The 20,080-nt window shown below is 59.1% G+C and carries 17 protein-coding genes, 1 tRNA gene and 1 riboswitch; of the genes, 8 read left to right on the top strand and 10 right to left on the bottom strand.

Features of this window, described 5'->3' with window-relative positions; all coding sequences use genetic code 11:
• The first annotated feature begins 8 nt into the window (after positions 1–8).
• A riboswitch (cobalamin riboswitch) is annotated at positions 9–232 on the top strand.
• Between the two features lie 226 nt (positions 233–458).
• Together CFT68_RS14780 and CFT68_RS14785 are read left to right on the top strand one after the other, a co-directional pair.
• Entirely contained in the window at positions 459–2,363 is a 1,905-nt protein-coding gene (locus CFT68_RS14780) for a TonB-dependent receptor (protein ID WP_141106577.1), read from the top strand.
• Between the two features lie 31 nt (positions 2,364–2,394).
• Entirely contained in the window at positions 2,395–3,492 is a 1,098-nt protein-coding gene (locus CFT68_RS14785; protein WP_088844309.1) for a YncE family protein, read from the top strand.
• A gap of 97 nt (positions 3,493–3,589) precedes the next feature.
• On the opposite strand, the gene CFT68_RS14790 is transcribed toward CFT68_RS14785, so the two are convergent.
• On the bottom strand, positions 3,590–3,865 hold the full coding sequence (locus CFT68_RS14790) for a hypothetical protein (RefSeq protein WP_088844310.1): 276 nt from the start codon (positions 3,863–3,865) through the stop codon (positions 3,590–3,592).
• A 631-nt stretch (positions 3,866–4,496) separates the two neighbouring features.
• Between CFT68_RS14790 and CFT68_RS14800 the strand changes: the two genes are divergently transcribed.
• The 3 genes from CFT68_RS14800 (at position 4,497) to CFT68_RS22160 (ending at position 9,146) form a co-directional block, all read left to right on the top strand.
• Positions 4,497–5,069 carry an AraC family transcriptional regulator gene (locus tag CFT68_RS14800; protein ID WP_088844312.1) on the top strand — a complete coding sequence of 191 codons (573 nt, stop codon included), beginning with the start codon at positions 4,497–4,499 and terminating at the stop codon, positions 5,067–5,069.
• A gap of 117 nt (positions 5,070–5,186) precedes the next feature.
• On the top strand, positions 5,187–6,683 hold the full coding sequence (locus tag CFT68_RS14805; RefSeq protein ID WP_088844313.1) for a hypothetical protein: 1,497 nt from the start codon (positions 5,187–5,189) through the stop codon (positions 6,681–6,683).
• A gap of 78 nt (positions 6,684–6,761) precedes the next feature.
• Entirely contained in the window at positions 6,762–9,146 is a 2,385-nt protein-coding gene (locus CFT68_RS22160; protein ID WP_245815403.1) for a B12-binding domain-containing radical SAM protein, read from the top strand.
• Positions 9,147–9,162: 16 nt separating this feature from the next.
• Here CFT68_RS22160 and CFT68_RS14820 read toward each other — a convergent pair whose 3' ends face one another.
• The 3 genes from CFT68_RS14820 to CFT68_RS14830 form a co-directional block, all read right to left on the bottom strand.
• Positions 9,163–10,206 carry a dienelactone hydrolase family protein gene (locus CFT68_RS14820; RefSeq protein WP_088844314.1) on the bottom strand — a complete coding sequence of 348 codons (1,044 nt, stop codon included), beginning with the start codon at positions 10,204–10,206 and terminating at the stop codon, positions 9,163–9,165.
• 103 nt (positions 10,207–10,309) lie between these two features.
• On the bottom strand, positions 10,310–10,846 hold the full coding sequence (locus CFT68_RS14825; RefSeq protein WP_088844315.1) for a GNAT family N-acetyltransferase: 537 nt from the start codon (positions 10,844–10,846) through the stop codon (positions 10,310–10,312).
• A gap of 41 nt (positions 10,847–10,887) precedes the next feature.
• Positions 10,888–11,130 (bottom strand): hypothetical protein, encoded by a 243-nt coding sequence (locus CFT68_RS14830; protein ID WP_088844316.1) that lies wholly within the window; start codon positions 11,128–11,130, stop codon positions 10,888–10,890.
• Positions 11,131–11,309: 179 nt separating this feature from the next.
• Here CFT68_RS14830 and CFT68_RS14835 point away from each other — a divergent pair.
• The 3 genes from CFT68_RS14835 to CFT68_RS14845 all read left to right on the top strand — a co-directional run bounded on the left by CFT68_RS14835 (position 11,310) and on the right by CFT68_RS14845 (position 13,744).
• Positions 11,310–11,382 (top strand) — tRNA-Gly (locus tag CFT68_RS14835).
• A 127-nt stretch (positions 11,383–11,509) separates the two neighbouring features.
• Positions 11,510–13,054 (top strand): DUF6056 family protein, encoded by a 1,545-nt coding sequence (locus CFT68_RS14840; RefSeq protein WP_141106578.1) that lies wholly within the window; start codon positions 11,510–11,512, stop codon positions 13,052–13,054.
• A 186-nt stretch (positions 13,055–13,240) separates the two neighbouring features.
• Entirely contained in the window at positions 13,241–13,744 is a 504-nt protein-coding gene (locus CFT68_RS14845) for a DUF421 domain-containing protein (protein ID WP_088844318.1), read from the top strand.
• Positions 13,745–13,772: 28 nt separating this feature from the next.
• Here CFT68_RS14845 and CFT68_RS14850 read toward each other — a convergent pair whose 3' ends face one another.
• The 6 genes from CFT68_RS14850 to CFT68_RS14875 form a co-directional block, all read right to left on the bottom strand.
• On the bottom strand, positions 13,773–14,297 hold the full coding sequence (locus CFT68_RS14850) for a hypothetical protein (RefSeq protein WP_141106579.1): 525 nt from the start codon (positions 14,295–14,297) through the stop codon (positions 13,773–13,775).
• 148 nt (positions 14,298–14,445) lie between these two features.
• The gene (locus CFT68_RS14855) at positions 14,446–14,988 is read right to left on the bottom strand and encodes a hypothetical protein (RefSeq protein WP_088844320.1); all 543 of its coding nucleotides are present in this window, start codon (positions 14,986–14,988) and stop codon (positions 14,446–14,448) included.
• A 69-nt stretch (positions 14,989–15,057) separates the two neighbouring features.
• Entirely contained in the window at positions 15,058–17,094 is a 2,037-nt protein-coding gene (uvrB, locus tag CFT68_RS14860; protein WP_088844321.1) for an excinuclease ABC subunit UvrB, read from the bottom strand.
• Between the two features lie 139 nt (positions 17,095–17,233).
• Positions 17,234–17,596 (bottom strand): DUF6970 domain-containing protein, encoded by a 363-nt coding sequence (locus tag CFT68_RS14865; protein WP_088844322.1) that lies wholly within the window; start codon positions 17,594–17,596, stop codon positions 17,234–17,236.
• A gap of 112 nt (positions 17,597–17,708) precedes the next feature.
• Positions 17,709–19,355 (bottom strand): PorT family protein, encoded by a 1,647-nt coding sequence (locus tag CFT68_RS14870; RefSeq protein ID WP_141106580.1) that lies wholly within the window; start codon positions 19,353–19,355, stop codon positions 17,709–17,711.
• A complete protein-coding gene (locus tag CFT68_RS14875) occupies positions 19,318–20,019 on the bottom strand; it encodes an RNA polymerase sigma factor (protein WP_088844324.1) in 702 nt (233 codons plus the stop codon). Before CFT68_RS14875 ends, CFT68_RS14870 begins: the two co-directional genes overlap by 38 nt.
• Between the last annotated feature and the right edge of the window lie 61 nt (positions 20,020–20,080).

Below are 20,080 nucleotides of genomic sequence, written 5' to 3' on the forward strand. Positions count from 1 at the left end.
AATTGCCTTATCTTTGCCTGCGTAAAGGTGGCCGGACTCCGATTGGGGGGCGAGGCTGAAAAGGGAATCCGGTTTAATTCCGGAGCTGTCCCCGCAACTGTACGCTTCTTTTTACCAGGCGGTCATTCCCCCTGCCACTGTTTTGATGTAGGCCACTTAGTAGCCGGCAAAGAAATGGGAAGGCGACCGACCCGAAGCAAGCCAGGAGACCTGCCTTTGCATTTCCTATGTTCAGCGCCTTCGGAGGAAGGGCGGAGAACGATTGCAGTAAGCGGCCCTCGGGCGGCTTGATTTCCTGTATTCGGACTCGGCTTCGGTAGGGCATTCCGGTTTCGGAAGGCAGTGCCAGAAGTTTTGAACTGACTTTTCCTATCCCGGAAATTTTGGTTCTCATCAGTACCCTTTTCGCCAAGCGGCCCTTTACCACCTCCCTGAGTACCCTCAGCCGGCTGGGGTCCATGGGTTTGCTCCTACTGCCTGCCGCCGTGCTAGGCCAGCAGGCCACTACGCACGCCACCGACTCGGTGCAGGCGCTGCCCGCGGTGCATATTCAGGTGGAGCGGCCCAACCGCTTTGCCACCGGCACCCGCATCATCACCCTGGATTCTGCAGCGCTGGCGCCTTACCGCACGGGTATGCTCTCGGAGGCCTTGGCGGCACGTACGCCGCTGTACCTGAAAAACTACGGCCCCGGTCAGCTCAGCACCATCACCATGCGCGGCACTTCGGCCCAGCATACAGCTGTGCTCTGGAATGGCTTTAATATTATGCTGCCTACGCTGGGGCAGAACGATTTTGCCTTGCTGCCCGTGAGCGGCGCCACGCAGATAGATATTCAGCCGGGCCCCACAAGTGGCCTGTACGGCTCGGGGGCGGTAGGCGGCTCTATTTTGCTGTCTTCGCCGGTACGCTGGGGAGCTGGTTTTACGGCTGCGGGCCAGGCAGATGCGGGCAGCTTTGGCCTACGGGCCGGCAACCTGGAAGGCGGCTTCAGCGACGAGCGGGTAGCCGTGCGCACCAGCGCCACCTACCGGCATGCCACCAACGATTTCCCGTTTGATTTGCCCGGCGGCGGGCGGCCGCGCCAAACCAACGCGGCTTTCTGGCAAGGCAGCCTGGCGCAGGACGTAACGTGGCGCCTAGGCCAGCAGGGCCAACTACAGGCCGCCGCCTGGCTCACCGACTCCGACCGCCAGATTCAGCCCGCCATCGGCACCCAAAACGACCATGCCCGCCAGCGTGACCAGAGCCGCCGGCTACTATTAGGTTATGAGCGCGTAACGAACCGTCATGAGTCGGCAGTGCGGGTGGCTTGGTTCGAAGACATCCTGAACTACAGCACCGACGCTTTCCGCAGCGACTCCCGCGTGCGCACCACCCAGGCCCAGGCCAGCCATACGCTTCGGTTCGGGCCCGTCACTAGCTTGCGGGTAGGAGCCGAAGCGCAGCATTTCGCGGTGCAGATGTCGGACTATGGCCGCGACCTGGCGGAGAACCGCTTTGCCGGCTATGCCCTCCTGCGCTACGACCCGTGGCCTACCCTGCATTTGTCGGGCACCTTGCGGCAGGCGCTGCTGCCGGGGCGGCGGCCACCGCTTACGCCGGTGCTGGGCGCGGAGTGGCAGTTCCGCGAATCGGCTACCAACAAGTGGCTGCTAAAGGCCAGCGCGGCGCGCGGCTACCGGGCTCCTACCCTCAATGAGCGCTACTACCAACCCGGCGGCGACCCAAACCTGCTGCCCGAAAGCAGCTTTGGCTACGAGGGTGGCCTACGCCACGAGTGGACTGGCCTAGAGCAACTCAGCCTCACGCTGCACAGCGAAGTAACCGGCTACCAGCAGCTAGTAGATAACTGGGTGATGTGGTGGCCGAAGCCGGGGCAAAACTTCGTGAGCCCGCGCAACCTGCGGCAGGTGCGCACCTATGGTCTGGAAGCAACCTCGGAGCTGAAATGGCGCACCACGGCCTATTCTGTGTCGGGCAGAGTGGCCTACGGCTATACCCGCGCCTACAAAACCCGCGACGAGCTGACGACAGCCACGCTTTCCGGCCGGCAGCTGGTGTACACACCCCAGCACACAGGCGCCGCCACGCTCGATGGCACCTGGAACAAGTGGCAGGCTGGCTCCTCTTTCACCCTGACAGGATTCCGCTACGTGGAAGATGAGGGCAACAACTTTCTGCCTTCCTACGGCTTGCTCGACGCCCGCCTGGGCTACACTTGGCGCATGCTCCGCAGCTCGCTGGCCCTCACGGTGCTGGCGCAGGGCCGCAACCTCACCAATCAATCTTACCAGAACTACCTCTACCGAGCTATGCCGCCGCGCTCGGCGCAGCTGAGCGTGCGTGTAGCCTGGCACTAACGTCTTTCTTTCTTTTCCTTCATTCCATTTTATGTATTCCAATCTGTTCTTATTGAAGCAGTGGCAACGGGCCGCACTCCTAACGACCGGCACTCTCGCCTTTCTGACTGCCTGCGACCCTGACAATCCGAATACGCCCACACCCGCCGCGCAAACCAACAGCGTGTTTGTGGTAAACGAAGGCAGCTACGGCACGCCCGATGGCACCGTGAGCTTGTTCGATGTGCCGAGCAAGAAAATTACAGCGCTCGATGTATTCCAGGCGGCCAACAGCCAACCTTTGCTGGCTGATGTGGCCCAGTCGATGACCGTTGTGGGCAACCGGGGCTACATTGTGGGCAACCAGAACAGCAAGCTGACCGTGGTATCGTTGCCCGATTTCAAGAAGGTAACGACCATCGAGAACGTGCTGGCCCAGCCACGCTATATCGTGGGCGCCAGCGCTGATAAGGCTTATATCAGCGAATGGGTGCAGCCGACGTACCCCACACCCGTAATTGGGCGGGTAGCCGTGCTGGATCTGAAGACGAATACCATCACCAAAACTATTCCGGTGGGCAAAGGCCCCGAGGAAATGCTGGTGGCCAATGGCAAGCTGTTCGTGGCAAACGCCGAGGAAAGCACCGTAACGGTTATCAACACCGCTACGGATGCGGTAGAAACGACGCTCACGGTAGGTGCTTCGCCCTCCAGCTTTGCGCTGGACCGCGACGGGCGCGTGTGGGTGCTGTGCGCCGGCAAAACCGACTACGTGGACGCCACAAAATCCATAAAAGGCAGCTTAGTTGATTTCCTGAACGTGGCGCCCTATACGGCCCGTAAGCGTGACCTGAGCTTCACGCCCGGCTTCGGCTCCCGCCTGCGCCGCAACGGCACCGGCGACCAGCTCTACATCAAAAGCGGCAGCGGCGTGTTCCGCATGGGCATTGCCGATGCGGCCGTGCCCACTACGCCTTTCATCCGGCGCGGCTTCTACGGTCTCGATATCGACCCCAACGACAACACTATTTATGGTGGCCTAGCCCTCTCCTACAACGGGCCCGGCCGCATGGTCCGCTACAATACCAGCGGGGTCGCGCTTGATTCCGCAGCGGTCGGTATCTCCCCGAATGGCTTCGTATTTTATTAATCAATAAAGTAATTTTTTGTGCGCAAAAAAGGCCGGCTCTTCTGGAGTCGGCCTTTTTGTTTTTAAGTGCCACGAGGTTGTGGCGGCGGAAATAGCGTTAATCGGCTAGGCCATCGCGGTTGCGGTCTTTGGCTTCGCTGGCGGCTTCGTACTGCTGGCGGCCTGTAGGGCGGCCGGTGGTGTCGCGGCGTAGGCCAGCGGTAGCCGAATCTGAGTTGGTAGTCTGGCCGGGGTCAGGGTCTTTGCGCTTGTTGTCGCCGCGCTCTACGTTGGTTTCGCCGGTGCCGGTGCCAGTATCGCAGGCCGTAGTGAAAAGGGCTGTGCTGAGCAGCAACGCAACGGCTGCTGAGCGGAGGGAGAGAAGGGTTTTCATGGAGAAGTGGTAGGAAGCAGGAAGACAGAAAACAATTCTGCTGTACGGCTGACCTCGTCCGTGGTTTTTGCGTACAATCAGTTCCTCGGTAAAACAGCCCGTCTTCCACCCGGTCGGCTGCCGGCTATACCTAGGTCTCCCGTTCTGATTTGTCTTATTTAACCCGTCACAGCCATGTCTATACTCTACGCTCACCGGCCACTCCGGCCCAACGCTCCACCCGACGTGTTCTGCAGAAAGTCGTGTAACTAATATATTTGCTGCCCCTCATTGGGCTGCTTATGAACCGTACCCCCACCTGGCCTGTTACGTACAAACCAATTCTCCGACAAACGGGAATTCTGGCCGCTGTGAGCCTGGGGCTTGCTCTGTTGCTGGTAGCATATTTGTTTGGCGTACAAGACCATTTCTTCGGTCGCCTGTTTGGCGCATTTTTCGTATTTTTCTGGCTGTTGGCTGTCACTTTCCTGGGCATTATGCCTTTTGTAAGTTGGGCAGCTACCAGTTGGTTTGGCAAGACATGGGCAGAGGAATCGACGGAACCTATCCGGCGGCCTAAGCCACGTGTTGCCGCTTCTCCTACTCGTAAACCCACGCGGACCGCTACGCGGTTGGACTCAACTAAAAACCGGTGAAAACGACGCTCCTCCACATCAAAAATATGGTTTGCCCACGCTGCATTGATGCCGTGCGCACCCTCCTAGAGCAAGCTGGCTACCATGCTACCGACGTGAAACTCGGCCAGGCCCAACTAGACCAGAGTACCCCCGTTGATCCGGCTTCTGTGGCCCCTATCCTGCGCGAAGCGGGCTTCGATGTACTTCTCGGCCGCGCCGACCAGCTCACGGAGCAAATCAAAGCCGCGCTAGTTGAATACTTGGAGCACCTCCGTACGGCTCGTATGCCCCTGACGACATCGGCGTTTCTGACGGAGCGGTTTGCGGCCACCTACTCGCACCTGAGCAAGGTATTTTCGCGCACGGCAAACCTCACCATCGAGAAGTACCTCATTCGCTTGAAAATTGAGCGCGTGAAAGAGATGCTGAGCTACAATGAAATGACGCTGAGTGAAATAGCTGAGCATATGCGCTACAGCAGCGGCCAGCACCTCAGCAACCAGTTCCGGCAAGTGACGGGCCGCTCCGTAAGCGAGTTCCGCCGCGACCTGATGCCGAAGCGCTTATCTCTGGATCAACTGGCCTAGGCCACTCCGTGAGGCACAACCTTGCACGCGCCCGGCGCAAATCGTGTAAAACTTTGCCGCCCAAGTCGGGGTACTATTGCAGAACACTTCTGCTGTAGTACCCCGACTTGTTTTTATATGCGTTCTGCCCGTTTACTCCTGCCCGCTTTACTGCTGCTATCTGCCACGGCCCAGGCCCAGCACGATATGCACAAAATGGCAACGCCCGCCGCTGATACGGCCCGCGCCAAAAAACCAGCTGACCATAGCCAACACGTAGGCCACTCTATGCCCGGCATGGCCGCGCCCGATACCACCCGCAAGACCCAGCCGATGCCGGGCTTGGACCACTCGGGCCACGATATGAGCAGCATGGCGGGCATGGACCACGGCGGTATGTACATGAGCCATGCCTATTCCCGCAATCTGCCCATGAGCCGCAACGGCTCCGGCACCGCCTGGAACCCCGACAATACGCCCATGTTCATGTGGATGCACCACAAAGGGCAGTGGATGATTATGAACCACGGCGCCCTGAACCTGCGCTACACCAACCAGAATATCGGGCGTAGCAGCGGGCAGCGCGGTGGCAGCACCTTTGATGCTCCGAACTGGTTTATGACTATGGCCCAACGCAACATTGGGCAGAAAGGCCTGCTGAACCTCACGGCCATGATTTCCCTGGACCCGCTCACGGAAGGCGGCAACGGCTACCCGCTGCTTTTCCAGAGTGGAGAGGCCTACAAGGGGCGCCCACTAGTAGACCGCCAGCACCCACACGACTTGTTCTCGGCTTTGAGCATCGGTTACACGCACGCTTTCACGGAAGATATCGACCTGACGGCCTACGTGGGCTACCCCGGCGAGCCAGCCATCGGGCCGGTGGCCTTCATGCACCGGATTTCGTCCATGCCCAACCCTGATGCCGCGCTAGGCCACCACTGGCAGGATGCCACGCACATTGCCTTCGGGGTAGCCACGATAGGCCTACGCTACAAACAGTTCAAGCTGGAAGGCTCCAACTTCACGGGCCGTGAGCCCGATGAGCACCGCTACGGCTTCGATAAGCCCCGCGCCGACTCGTGGGCGGGTCGCCTGAACTGGAACCCTACGCCGGCGCTGGCCCTGCAGGTAAGCCGCGCTTTCATCAAAAGCCCCGAAGAGCTGCACCTGGATGAAGACGTGAAGCGCACTACGGCTTCCATTATTCAGAGCAACCAGTGGGGTGATTACCGTTATATCACCTCGGCACTGGTGTGGGGTATGAACCAGCACCAGGAGGCCGACGGCCATCAGCACGGCAAAGCCTCGCACTCGGTACTGGCCGAAACCAACGTGCAGCTGGGCAAGCCCGCCGTGTATGGCCGCTACGAGTTCGTGCAGAAATCCAATGAGGAGCTGGGCATTCCACTCTTCGGGCCCGCTGATGAAGAAGTTACGGCCAACTATAACGTGCATGGCCTGACCGTCGGTGCCAACTACCGCGTGGCCCAAGTAGCCAACACCGATTTCACGCTGGGGGCCCAGGCCACCGTGTACCGCCCGGATTCTGATTTGCGCTATTTCTACGGCCGTACGCCCGTATCGGCGCAGGTGTACCTGCGGCTGAACCCTTCCCTGATGAAGCGGATGTAAGAGCAAAGGAACACACAGGCGTTAGCCTTCGTTGTCAGGCGCCGTATCTTTGTGGTTCGTTTCTGATTTCGTGTTGCTGTGTCTTCTGCCCTTCGCATTCTGCTCATTACTCCGCCGCTCACGCAGCTGAACACGCCCTACCCGGCCACAGCCTACCTAAAGGGCTTTTTGGGTGCGCGCGGCTACGCAGCCACGCAGGCTGACCTGGGCCTGGAGTTGGTCTTGAAGCTGTTCTCGCGGAGTGGCCTAGCGCGGGTTTTCGATGCTATTGAGACCGGCAACTTCCCCCTCAGCGACAATGCCAAACGCATGGTGCGCCTGCGCCGCAGCTACCTGAGCACCATAGGCCCGGTCATTCGGTTTCTGCAGAACAAGGACAACACGCTGGCCCCGCGCATTTGCCACAGCCGCTTCCTGCCCGAAGCCAGCCGGTTTGATAACGTGGCGGATCTGGAAAGTGCTTTCGGCACGATGGGCCTCACAGATCAGGCGCGCCACCTCGCCACGCTCTACCTCGAAGACCTCGGCGACCTGATCAAGGAAACCGTAGGCCCGCAGTTCGGCTTTTCGCGCTACGCGGAGAAGCTAGCTATGTCGGCTACCACGTTTGATGGCCTACAAGGTGCGCTGAATGCTGCCCCTAACCTACTGGATCAGATGCTGTTGGAGCTGCTGGATGAACTGGTGGCACGCACGGAACCCGATGTGGTGGGCTTCACGGTACCTTTCCCCGGCAACCTCTATGGCGCTCTGCGCCTGGCCGGGCGCGTGAAGGAGTTGCGCCCTTCCGCCAGAACGCTAATGGGCGGCGGCTACCCCAACACGGAACTGCGCCAAATCAAGGAGCCGCGCTTCTTCAACTACATTGATTTCCTGACGCTGGATGATGGCGAAGGCCCATGGCTGCGCCTGCTTGAGTACTTGAGCGAGGAAAAAGAACGGCAGTTTGCTCCAGTAGTAGAACGTCATGCTCTATCTGGCGTCCACTTTGTCGAAGCATCTCTACCGCTGGCTAACTCCAATTTGGCAGGCGAAGCGATAGAGATGCTTCGACAGGCTCAGCATGACGGTTATGCAGATAACGTCATAACTAAAGCTACTTCAGTCGACTCTACGCAGCCGATTTCGCTTTCTGAGCTACCCTTCCAGCGCACTTTCCTGCGCACCGAGGCCGGCGAAGTGGCCTACATCAATCAGCCCTACCCCGATGTTCCGCACCAGGAAGTAGGCACCCCCGACTATTCTGATCTGCCGCTGACGGAATATCTCTCCGTGATTGAAGTGCTGAACCCTATGCACCGCCTCTGGAGCGACGGGCGCTGGAATAAGCTCACGGTGGCGCACGGCTGCTACTGGAAACGCTGCTCCTTCTGCGATGTGACGCTGGACTATATCTCGCGCTACGAAACCGCCCCTAGCACTTTGCTAGTGGACCGCATCGATCAGATTGTGCAGCAAACCGGCCAGACCGGCTTCCACTTCGTGGATGAGGCCGCCCCGCCCCTGGCCCTGCGCGATTTGGCCATCGAGCTCCTGAAACGGCAGGTAAATATTACCTGGTGGGGCAACATCCGCTTTGAGAAAACCTTCTCGCCCGATCTGTGCCGCCTGCTGGCCGCTTCGGGCTGCATAGCAGTTTCGGGTGGCCTAGAGGTAGCTTCTGACCGGCTGCTGGCCCTGATGGAAAAGGGCGTGACCATTGCCCAGGTTGCGCGCGTGACGGATGGGTTCACGCAGGCGGGCATCATGGTGCATGCCTACCTGATGTATGGCTTCCCGACGGAAACCACCCAGGAAACGGTGGACTCGTTGGAAATCGTACGGCAGCTATTCGGGGCCGGTATTGTGCAGAGCGGCTATTGGCATCGGTTCTCCATGACAGCCCACTCGCCCGTCGGCAAAAACCCCGAGAAATATAAGGTGCTGCCCATCGGCCCCGAGCCCGGCCCCTTTGCCTGGAACGACCTCTGGCACGACGACCCCACCGGCACCGACCACGAGCTGTTCGGCCCCGGCTTGGCGAAGGCGCTCTACAATTATCTGCACGGCGTGGCGCTCAATGAGCCGCTCAGCTTCTGGTTCGATTTCCGGGTACCCAAGCCCACGGTACCGCGCCACCTGATTCAGCAGGCCCTGCAGGAGCCCGTTAAGCCCGATTTCGCGAAGCAGAATCAGCGTTTGTTCTGGCTGGGCAATGCGCCGGAACTGACTATTGAAGCCAATAAAAAAGGCTCACGCGCGGTCCTGACGTTTTATGAGCAGGCCGAGGACTTTGAAGTGAAAGTACCTGCCGCTCTTGGCCCGTGGCTCCAGGAGCTGCTGAGTAGCCTGACCCACGACTACGACACGAAAATTCTGTTGAAAGATGCGGCCCGGACGTTCCCGGTAGGCCAGTCGTTCGAGCAGTTTCTGCAGTCGCAGGCGTGGCAAACGTTGCGCGAGAAGGGCCTGCTGATTCTGTAGGCCACTTCCGGCGTCCTTACTTTGTTACCAGTCGCAGCCAGTCGGTGAGGCCGTCCCAATAGCCTGGGGCAGGCGTAGGCCACTGCCACTGGCCGTTGCTATCGGCGCGGCCGGGCACTGTAAAATCAGGGGTGGCTTTGGGGTAAGTACGCACCATGCCGCTGCGGCGGAAAGCCAGGGCAGTACGCAAGCGGCGGGAGCTTTCGCGCACGTTTACTGCTGTATCGAGGGCGGCATATAGGCCTAGCGTCGGGATGCGCTGCTGGCTGAGCGCCCGGTACACTTTTGCTTCGGCCATAGTATTCGCGGGAGCTCCTTCCAGCACTACAAACGCGGCTTGGGGCTGGGTTTGCGTAGCCGCTTCCACCACCCACGGTGCCACCCGCCCCCGGCTCCAGAGGCCTACGCGGCTGGAATCAACGGCGGGCTGTGCTCGAAGCGCTGTGAGAGCGGTACCTACCGTTTGCACCAAAGATGAATCGGGAGCGGCGGGCAGCGGCAGCAGAAGCGTGACGTAGCCCTGTTGCGTCAGGCGTGCCGCCTGACCAGCCGGAATATTGAGCAACACAACGGCCGGATGCGTGGCCAGGGTGTCTTCGGGCAGGCGCAGGGTAGCCGTTTGGCTTCCTAGCTTCAGGCGCTGCTCACGGTAGCCGCGCGGCGCAGCTTCTCCCCGGCGCACCCACACAAAATCGGCCTGCACACTATCCCAGCTCAGCACCCCGCGCAGAAAATCTCCTTCTCGGATGGCCTGGAGGCTGATGCCGCCCGACTGGCCTAGGCCTTGATCTACCCGCAACTGCGGCTCTTTGTAGCGCAACTGCTCCGCCGGAAACGACATCCCTGGGTTTTCCGGGAAACTCACATCCCCTTGCAATTGCCCCGGCGCGGCTTCTCGCAGATCCAGCGCGACGCGCAGTTGCGAGCCCCGGTAATTGATAGGCCCTTCATAGTGGCCGGTTGGCAGCGGTACTGCCGACTCGTTGCGGGAGGTTTCGGAGGAGCAAGAAGCCAGCAGAAAGGCTGCCGCGCCCACCCACCATCGGCACTCCTGCATCATTGACGAAGCAGCAGCAGGCTTTACTAAGCAAGTGGACCACACTGATTTCAAGAGCAAGCAGCTAAGAGGTACAAGGCGTAAAGGTAGGCAGTGGGCGCTTGGGCTACAGGCCTTTGCGCAGGATCAGGTCATTCTGCACATCATGGCCCAGTACAAACTCGTGCTGCCCGATGGTTTTAAACCCGAAACGGCGGTAGAATTCGATGGCCCGCGTGTTCTTCTCCCACACTCCCAGCACCACGGCCCGTGCCTTTTGCTGCCGAGCTTCTTCGATAACACGGCGCATAAGCGTGGCGCCCAGGCCAGTCCCGATCCAGTCTTCCAGTATATACAGGCGCTCCACTTCCAGTCGGTCTTCGGGCGTTTTGTCCGGCTCTAGGCCTAGCGTTGAGTGCAGCCGCAGCTTCGCGTAGCCCACCACTTCCTGCACCATCTGGGCCAACAGGAAAATAGTATTGGGATCCTGTAGCTCGGCTAATTGCGCCTCCGGGCTGAAGTTAGCGTCGAGGTAGGCCGTCATGTCCGCCGCGCTGTTTTGGGCCGCGAAGGTTTCGTGAAAAGTTTGCCGGCCCAAGGCGGCGAGTTGAGCAGCTGTGGCCGCAGAGCGCTTGGCTACAATGATGCGGAGCGGAGAAGTCATAAGAAAACGGAATCGACGAAGAGCCGCAAAGGTAACAGGCCTTAGTCCACGGTATCATTTCCGCGCCGTTCGCGCCACCCATAACGCAACAGCAGCAGCCCAAGCACCAGCATACTCAGGTTTATGACCAACTGCACCGATGTCACGGACTCGGGCCCACTTTCGGAGTAGAGCGTGTACATCACATACATGCGCAGCACCTGCCCTATCACGAGCAGGGCACCAGAAAGCAGAAACATCAGCCCCACGAGGCGACGTGTAGCGGGCGAAAGCGGCCAAGGCATAAGCAAAGACGTTGACGTTGGAAGGAAGTGGCCTAGCAGTAGTTGGAACACCCCCAGGCCTTATCTAATACGAAGATTCTGGTCTTCGCAGCGAAAAGTAACCATCCCTCTTTCCAATTGCAGTTGCATATTGATTTAGCCCGCGTATTTTTGCTTTACCAACTTACCAACCTTTATCCGCGAGAGTAGCTCAGTTGGTAGAGCATCAGCTTCCCAAGCTGAGGGTCGCGAGTTCGAGCCTCGTTTCTCGCTCATTCAGAATCAGCCACTTGCCTGTAGAGGTGAGTGGCTTTTTTGTTGAGGATAATCACTTTCGGTGCTCTAGCATCCAGGAATCTTAAAGCACAATCTGCTCTAGGCCACCCATCTTTGCGGCAGTATGCCCCAGAACTCCCGTTTTCTCTTCACTCGCCCGGTTTACGTTGGAGTCCTGTTGCTGGCTCTTCTACCCTTTTTGGGGCTGATGTGCTATGCGCATCCGGCTATTGATGATTTTGACAATGCAGCTACGGCAGCGAAGATGGGACGTGGGGGCGCCCTATGGTACTGGTACACGCATTGGTCGGGGCGCTACGTAACCATTGGGCTCTCTACGTGGCTGAATCCGCTTTCCTACGCGCCCTCTGCAGGGGCAGCACCAGCGGGGCTGCTAGTGCTGCGTGGCATGTTGCTGCTGTCGGGGGCCGTACTGATTGCCTCCGTGCAGCAGTTCTTTCAGGCGCTACTGTTAGTGCTACCTAAACCTGAGGGCGCAGCATTCCCACCAAGCCGCCTCGCCTGGGCGCTTGCACTGGCCGTGCTGGCCTTGGGCCTGAATGCATTACCAGAGCCCTTTACGCTACTCTATTGGTACAGCGGCGTCCTGAATTATCTGCTGCCGCTCATCTTCGTATTAGGCTTTTGTGCGGGGGCTTTGCGTACGTTGCACTTGCCTCCCGGTGAGCCTACCCGTAGGAAGTGGACACTGGTTGCTGGCCTCTGCTTGGTGGGCGCAATGGGTGGCGGCGAGCTGTCGTTGCTGGCTTGCGGGTTGCTGCTGGTAGGACTGGGGGTCTGGGTATATATCTCCGATAGGCCTAGCCAGCTGGCCGCCCGCAGGGTATGGTGGATTTGGATGGTAGCAGGCCTAGTAGCGGCCGGGCTCTTTTTGGGTGCCCCTGGCAACTGGAACCGCCTCGGTTTTGTGCTGGTTGATTCCGGCGCAGATTTTGGGACGTGGCCGCATCGGCTGGCACTGCTGGCTCCGCGCACGGCCCTGGCCACCGCGCGCCTGGCGGCTAGGCCACCCGTAGCGGGTGCGTTGGTGATACTGGTAGGCTCTATCTGGCTCACGACTGCCGGAGCGCCCATACCACGGCCAAAGCGGTGGGAACTGGCCGGGGTCCTCGGGGTCTTTGTGCTGCTTAACTCACTGGGGGTGGCTTTCCTAAAAATCACCTTTATGCGCGACCTATGGGTGGAAGCGCTGCCAGGCCGGGTAGTAAACTATCTGGTGCTGCAACTCCTGATTTCGACTGCCGCACTGATGCTGTGGGCCCGCCCGTGGTTACCGCCACTGCCGCCCAAGTTGCGCGCCGCCGTGGTATTACCGGCCTTGGCATTGCTGCTTCTGCTCACGGGCCAGACGCGCCGGGCCTGGCAGGAGCTGCTGCTCGTAGCGCCAGGCTACAACCAGCAGATGCACAGCCGCTACCAAATACTGGATGATGCACGCCGCCGCCACGCCCCGCAAGCCATATTGGCGCCTCTGCAGCTGCCCGACGCCACTGGCGTACTGGTTCCGATACCGTCGGCGCGCCAGCGTGCCGATGTGAACCTGGAGCTTTCCACCGACTACACGCAGAAAAACAACCAGTTACTGGCGCACTACTATGGCGTTCCGTGCGTCTACCTTTCGGCGCCGCCAGTGGCACCGCAACCGTAGTTTCCAGCGGTAGCGGCCCGTATCCGGCGCAACTACCGGCCTAGGCCACTCTGGTGTTGGGCAAGCTTCACCCTTCTCTCGAATACACTATAAACAACGGAAATCAAGGAGTAGCAGGCACAACTTGCGGGTATAAAGCGGGGTATAAAACCCGGTATACGCTCTGCTCAACACTCCCCTCCCGCTATGCATTTTCTGAACGAGTTGCTAGGCCTGCACGCCAGCTCCCACAACATCAGCGCGCTGCAGATGTGCATGCGTGCTATTATCGTGTTCTTGTGGGCGCTGCTGCTTCTGCGGCTGGCCGGAAACCGTTCATTTGGCAGCGGAAGCGCCCTGGATATGGTTCTGAAAGTGATATTCGGAGCGGTTCTGAGCCGTGCCATTGTAGCGGCTTCCCCTTTTGGCGCTACGCTGCTAGCCGGCGCCGTTCTGATAGCACTTTACCGGCTACTGGCCTACGCTACGTTTTTATGGGATGGACTCGGCCAACTTGTGAAGGGCGATGCACTGCCTTTGATAGAAAACGGCACCGTTTTGCACGCCAATCTGCAGCGGGCCAGCATCTCAGAAAAAGACCTACACGAAGGCCTGCGCAACAATGGCAACCTCGACGATACCGAGCAGGTGCAACAGGCCTATTTGGAGCGTAACGGCAGTATCAGTGTACAACCCAAAAAATCAGCCTGAAATCGGCCAGACCATTCCGGTGAGTGGCCTAGCGCTGGTTAGGCAACGGTTTGCGAAACAGATAGCGAGTCTGCGTGCGCGTTTCGATGGAAGTGGTGCCGGTGTACACCGGCCGGTTTGGGTCGTTGTAGGCCAGTTCGGTTTCTACTTTTTGAGTGGCCCGAATGGGCAGCGCGGAGCTCTGGATTTCTACCAGCTCCCAGCCGTCTTCGGCCAGCTCATTCAGAGTGCTCAGCAGCAAGGCATCCAGTTCGGCCCGGTCTGGTCCCGCAAATAGGCTCTGTTTACGGGGCTGTAGCTTGCTTTGTCCGTGCCAGGCTGGCGCCAGATACACGCACTCATCATTGTAGGCCCGCACCTGCTGGTAGCGGTACCGTAGGCCACCCGCAGCCGGCAGCACCGAGGTAGTCATGGTGGGTTGCAGGGCCATTTCGGGGAGCGGCGCTAACGGGGACGGCTGCGTTTTGGAAGCGGGCGGCCCTTGTTGGGCGGCCGCCATTCTCAGCCCCAATATGGCGGGCAGAAACAGGCAGAGGCGTAACGGAAACTTCATAAGTTGGTAGAGCCAGATAGATAAGAAGTACGGGCCGACGAGCAGCTGTTGCAGCTACCCATCGGCCCGTACCTCTGTTCTACTTTCGTGCCGAAACACCTAACTACTGCTATATAGTCGCCGCCTGTTTTCTCGTGGGCCTGTTTGGCTACTTGCCTTTGCGCATCAGATACACCAGCCCGCCGTTCGGTAAGGAGGCCATCTGTGTTACTTCCCAGCCGTCGGCGGCCGCCTCATTCAAAGCTTTGCTTACCTCGTTGGTCACCTTGTCTACATACTGAGAAATTTTATTGAGGTAGGCCTGCTGATTAGCGGTTTGCTTGGCATTTTGCTCTTTATGATATTTTTCTGCTTCAGCAGGTGTCAGACGTTTACCCTTGACATATAGTATTGATTCACCTGACTCCGTGTCGGTCGTCACCACCGACTCTGCCTCTATTACCCCGCTGGGCAATGAAAGGGTAGTCATCGGCGATATCTGCTTCATATACTCCTCCTGATTGGCCAGCTTAATTTCTGACTTGCCCTTAAACGCCGGGCTAAAGCGACCAATCGGACCAGTAAGAGCAGCTTGCGGACCATAGTAAAACAGCTGCATATACTCACCGGCCTTCTGCGCTTGCACGGACCTTGTCTGGAGCAAGCCAGCTACAACTAGCAAAACACTAAACGCACGAAGAATTGGGTTCATTATGGATGTGTTAGGTAAAATAAACACACCAATATAAGCCCAATTCTCCTTCAGAAGTGGCCTAGGCCACTAGTCGCGCTTGGTTTTGAGCACTTGCTTGAGCGCGGCCAGCTCGTCGCGGAGCTTGGCGGCGGTCAGGAAGTCGAGGTCTTTGGCGGCGGCTTCCATCTGCTTTTCGGTCTGCTTGATGAGCTTCTCCAGATCCACCTTGTTCATCATGGACACCACCGGTTCGGCAGCAATGGCTAGGGCCACATCCCCATCGGGACCAGCGTAGCCTTGTGCTTCTACCACGCGGTAATCGGATAGCGAGGTCTGACCCATGATTTCGGCATGGCTCTTCCGCACCGTACGCGGCGTGATGCCGTGCTCCTCATTGTAGGCCAGTTGGGTGGCGCGGCGACGGTTGGTTTCATCAATGGCGCGCTGCATCGAGCCCGTCATGCGGTCGGCATACATAATCACCTTGCCCCGGTCGTTACGCGCGGCGCGGCCCATCGTCTGGATGAGGCTGCGCTGGTCGCGCAGGAAGCCTTCCTTGTCGGCGTCGAGAATAGCCACGAGGCTTACTTCCGGCAGGTCAAGGCCTTCGCGGAGCAGGTTTACGCCGATCAGGACGTCAATTTCGCCGAGGCGCAACTGGCGCAGGATTTCCACGCGGTCCAGCGTCTTCACATCGGAGTGCACGTAGCTCGATTTGATGCCCAGGCGCTCCATGTATTTCTGCAGCTCCTCGGCCATGCGCTTGGTGAGCGTCGTTACCAGCACCCGGTCGCCCATTTTCACGCGGTTGTCTACTTCGTCCAGCAAGTCGTCGATCTGGTTGCCGCTGGGACGAATGTCGATTTCGGGGTCCAGTAGGCCAGTCGGGCGTATAATTTGCTCTACTACCACACCGTTGGCCTGGGTCAGCTCATAGTCAGCGGGCGTGGCACTCACGAACACGGCCTGCCGGTACATGCTCTCGAACTCGTTGAACGTAAGCGGGCGGTTATCGAAGGCCGAGGGCAAACGGAAACCGTACTCAATGAGCGCGGCCTTGCGGCTCCGGTCGCCGCCCCACATGGCCCGAATCTGGGGCATGGTAGCGTGGCTCTCATCGACTACCAACAGGTAATCATTCGGAAAATAATCGAGCAGACAGAACGGACGCGAACCGGGTTCCCGACCATCGAAGTAGCGCGAGTAGTTCTCAATGCCGGAGCAGTAGCCCAGTTCCCGGATCATCTCTAAGTCAAACTCCGTGCGCTCCATGATGCGCTTGGCTTCAGAGTCACGGCCTTCTTTCTCGAAGTAGGCGTGCTGCTGCACCAGATCGAACTGAATTTCCTTGATGGCCTGGTTTAAGGTGTCTTTGCCGGTCACGAACAGGTTGGCCGGGTACAGCGTCACCGATTTTTCGTCGGCGAGCTTCTTGCCGCTTTGCGGATCAATTTTATGAATAGCCTCGATTTCGTCGCCGTAGAAGAAAATGCGGTAGGCATGGTCGGCGTAGGCCGGGAAGATGTCCACGGTGTCGCCCTTCACCCGGAACGAGCCGCGCGTAAACTCCATTTCGGTGCGCGAGTACAATATCTGCACGAAAGAATAGAGCAGGTTGTTGCGCGAATACCGCAGGCCAGGGGCCAGATAAATCACGTTTTTACTGAACTCCTCGGGGTTGCCGATGCCATAAATGCACGACACCGACGCCACCACAATCACATCGCGGCGGCCGCTGAGCAGCGTGGAAGTGCAGTGCAGCCGCAGTTTCTCAATCTCCTGATTAATAGCCAAGTCCTTCTCGATGAACACATCGGTACTAGCTATGTAGGCCTCTGGCTGGTAGTAGTCGTAGTAGCTGATGTAGTACTCGACGGCGTTGTTCGGGAAAAACTGCTTGAATTCGCCGTAGAGCTGGGCCGCCAGGGTTTTGTTGTGGCAAAGTACCAGGGCCGGCTTGCCGGTTTCGGCAATTACGTTGGCCATGGTAAAGGTCTTGCCCGTGCCGGTAGCACCCAGCAGCACCTGCGCCGGCTCGCCATTGTTGACGCCTTCTACGAGCTGCGCAATGGCTTTGGGCTGGTCGCCGGTGGGTTTGAACTCTGAAGTAAGTTGATAGTTCATGCAGGGAAATATAGGCCGAAAAAGCTAGCCTATGATAACTGCAAAACTACCTTTCTGGTTCGGTGATATAGTGAAATGGCGCGTTTGTCGTTCTGCCTAGCATAGGCCAGTCTGACAGTAAGCTCACCCGTTCACCAGCTCACCGCGGGTCGTGCCAGAGCAGCACGGGGTTGGAGGCGTTCTTGGAGAAGTCGGCGCAACGGCCGTCGCCATTGCCCGACTGGCCACCACTGGCGGCGCACAGTACGTTGCCGCACGTATCAAATAGGTAGTTGTAGTTGTCGCAGCAGCCACCCGTCACGAGGTACACGGTGCGGCCCTGGTACGTATACTGCGTTACCTCGGCGGCAGGCGTTTGCTTGGGCTGCTGCTTGAGCTGCTCAATGAGAACTGTGGAGAAGTCGCTGGGGCATACTTTGGCGTCGTTGTCGTTGAGGACACCGCTGCAAGCCGCCAGAAAAGGTAGCAGCAAGACTGCCAATAGGGTAAAAATTCTATTCATTCGACGGAGAAAAGCAGATTGAGGGAAGAGCGCAGGCACCGGCCTAGGCCACTCTCCGATACTCAGAGATAAGAGGCCTAGCGCCTTGCTCCCAGGCACGCCAGGCAGTTGTTTAATGCAGCGCTACCACCGGCCGTGTGGCGCCAAACTCTACGCTGGCCTCAATACCGAAGCTGTAGGGCCGGCTCTGGTGCAGCGTGGCCTGGTTTGGGTTGGCGTTGAGCGTAGTCAGGCCCGCTTCGGCTACAGGGCCGATGGCCATGCTCCAGGTGGCAGTGGCGGGCTGGTACCGTACGCCAGCTCCACCCCGCAGGGAGGCCATCACCTTGCGGTAAGGCAAATCGGAAGATGAGCGGGTGTAGGTGCGGGTGGCTTCCGGCGAGCCTTCCAGCTCCGAGTGGGTGCTCATCAACAGGTTGACGGCGGCACCTACTTTGGCGTAGAGCGAGGCGCCAGCCTTGGTAGAACCATAATGCAGCGTTACGGGCACGCCCACGCTCCGGTAGCGGAAGGAGGTGGCGCGGGCCACCTGCGGGGCGGCAGCATAGTTGCTGGGGGCTGCCCGGAACAAATTGCTGCTGCTGGTGGCGGGCTGCTGGCCATCCAGGAATCCGTAGGACGTGGCGGAAGTGGAGCGCTGCTCGGCTACTTCTATCCCGCTACCCAGGCGCAGGCTTTTGTTGAGGGCATAGTCCACCGTGAGGGCGAGGCGCTGGCCCAGGCCCGGCCGCAGGTTGCTACGGTACTCGGTTTCGGCATCTTCGCGGTAGTAGCGGTTGAGAGCCATCGTCACAGCATCGGCGTTCTGCCGGCCATCAGCCTGCGAGAAGTTGATATTGGGATTGTAAGAAGAAGCCGCGTAAGTACCTCCCAACTTCAGGCGGTGCCAGAGCTTGGGGGTAGTTTGAGGCTGCTCTGGGGTGGGAGCTGCTACGGAGGCCAGCTGTGCTGCGGCAGAATTCGGCCGGGCCAGCAAAGAGGGCTTTAGCGTATCGGGTAGGCCCAAGCCAAGCGAATTGCGCAGCCGTGCCTGCAGATAAGCCAGACTTAAAATATCAGTGGAAGAAGTGCCAGCGCCATATTGTCCTTGGGAAGCAAAACCATAATTAATCCCGTGCTGGCTGCCGCTGTAGCCATTTGCTGCCGCTGCCGACGTATAGCTGCCACCTAAGCGCCCGCCTTCGTAGGCCACTTCATTGCCAGCGCCAGCCGCCGTGTAGCCATCAGCAGAGGAGTAGTGCGAGTATCGGGAGCCAGGAGCAGTTGCTTCAGCCGAAGCAGAGGCACCCGACTGGCCTAGCGCTGCGGCCAGCATGCCAGCACTTTCCTCCGTAGCTGCTGCCGACTGGCCTAGGCCACCCAAAGCAGATGAGGACGTGCCACGACGAGTTGCTGCTGAAGTTTCAGCCTGCGTAGTAGCGCCAAAATCAGTTGAACGCGAACCAGCGCTGCCGGTAGCAACAGCCAACTCAGCAGAGGGTCCTTTGCCGAGCTGCCGTAGCGCGGCCCAGCCACCGAAACCCAGGGCCAGCAGCAGGCAAGCCGCGGCTACCCAGCGGTGCACCACCAGCCGTTTGCGGTAGGTATCATTCTGCTGTACTACCAATTCGTGGTCGAGCTGCTCCCAGAGGCTGGTGCGCGGCTGTATCTCGGCCTCCGCAAAGGTTTGCCGGAACAGGTGTTCCAGGTCGCCGGTGGGGCGCGGGTCGTGGGGCATATTGTTAGGAGCGGAAGCTGCCATGAGTACGATGAGCGTCAAGACGCTCCAGTTTGCTTTTCAAAATTGCCCGCGCGCGGGAGTACTGCGACTTACTGGTGCCTTCGGAAATACCCAGCATCTCGCCGATTTCCTTGTGCCCGTAGCCTTCTACGGCGAACAGGTTGAACACCATGCGGTAGCGCGGCGCCAAATCCTGAATCATGGCCAGTAGTTCTTCGAAATTGTAGTTGGAAAGCGTGAATTCTTCGCCGGCTAGGTCCTCGGGGTATTCGCCTCCGTCGCTGACGGCCACCAACGGGGCATTGCGGCGGTGCTGGCGCAGGGCCGCGTTTACCATGATACGGCGAATCCAGAATTCCAGGGGGCACTCCCGCCGGAAGCTGCTCAGGTTCTTGAACACCGTCAGAAACCCATCCTGTAGCACGTCTTCGGCCTCGAAGGTGGTCTGCGCATAGCGCATGCACACGGCCATCATGCGGCCTGCAAACCGTTCGTAGAGGTATTTCTGCATCAAGCGGCTACCAGCCAGGCAACCGTCAATCAGCTCGATGTCGGAGAGCTGGGAAGGCGGGGTAAGAGTACGCACAGGAGCGGATAACGACGACGAGTAAGATTGGGCCTGGGCCGCCGGAGCTGCGCTTTTGCCTGGCAACAGGCTGCGCAATCCGCCCTCCATCCCCAACGACGCCGATAGCGCGCTCATCGGGCCTGCCGACCCAGCAGGCCGGTATTTAGTAGCTCATGAGCGGCGCCGCTGTGCCCGA

This window comes from Hymenobacter gelipurpurascens (assembly GCF_900187375.1).
Lineage (GTDB): Bacteria > Bacteroidota > Bacteroidia > Cytophagales > Hymenobacteraceae > Hymenobacter > Hymenobacter gelipurpurascens.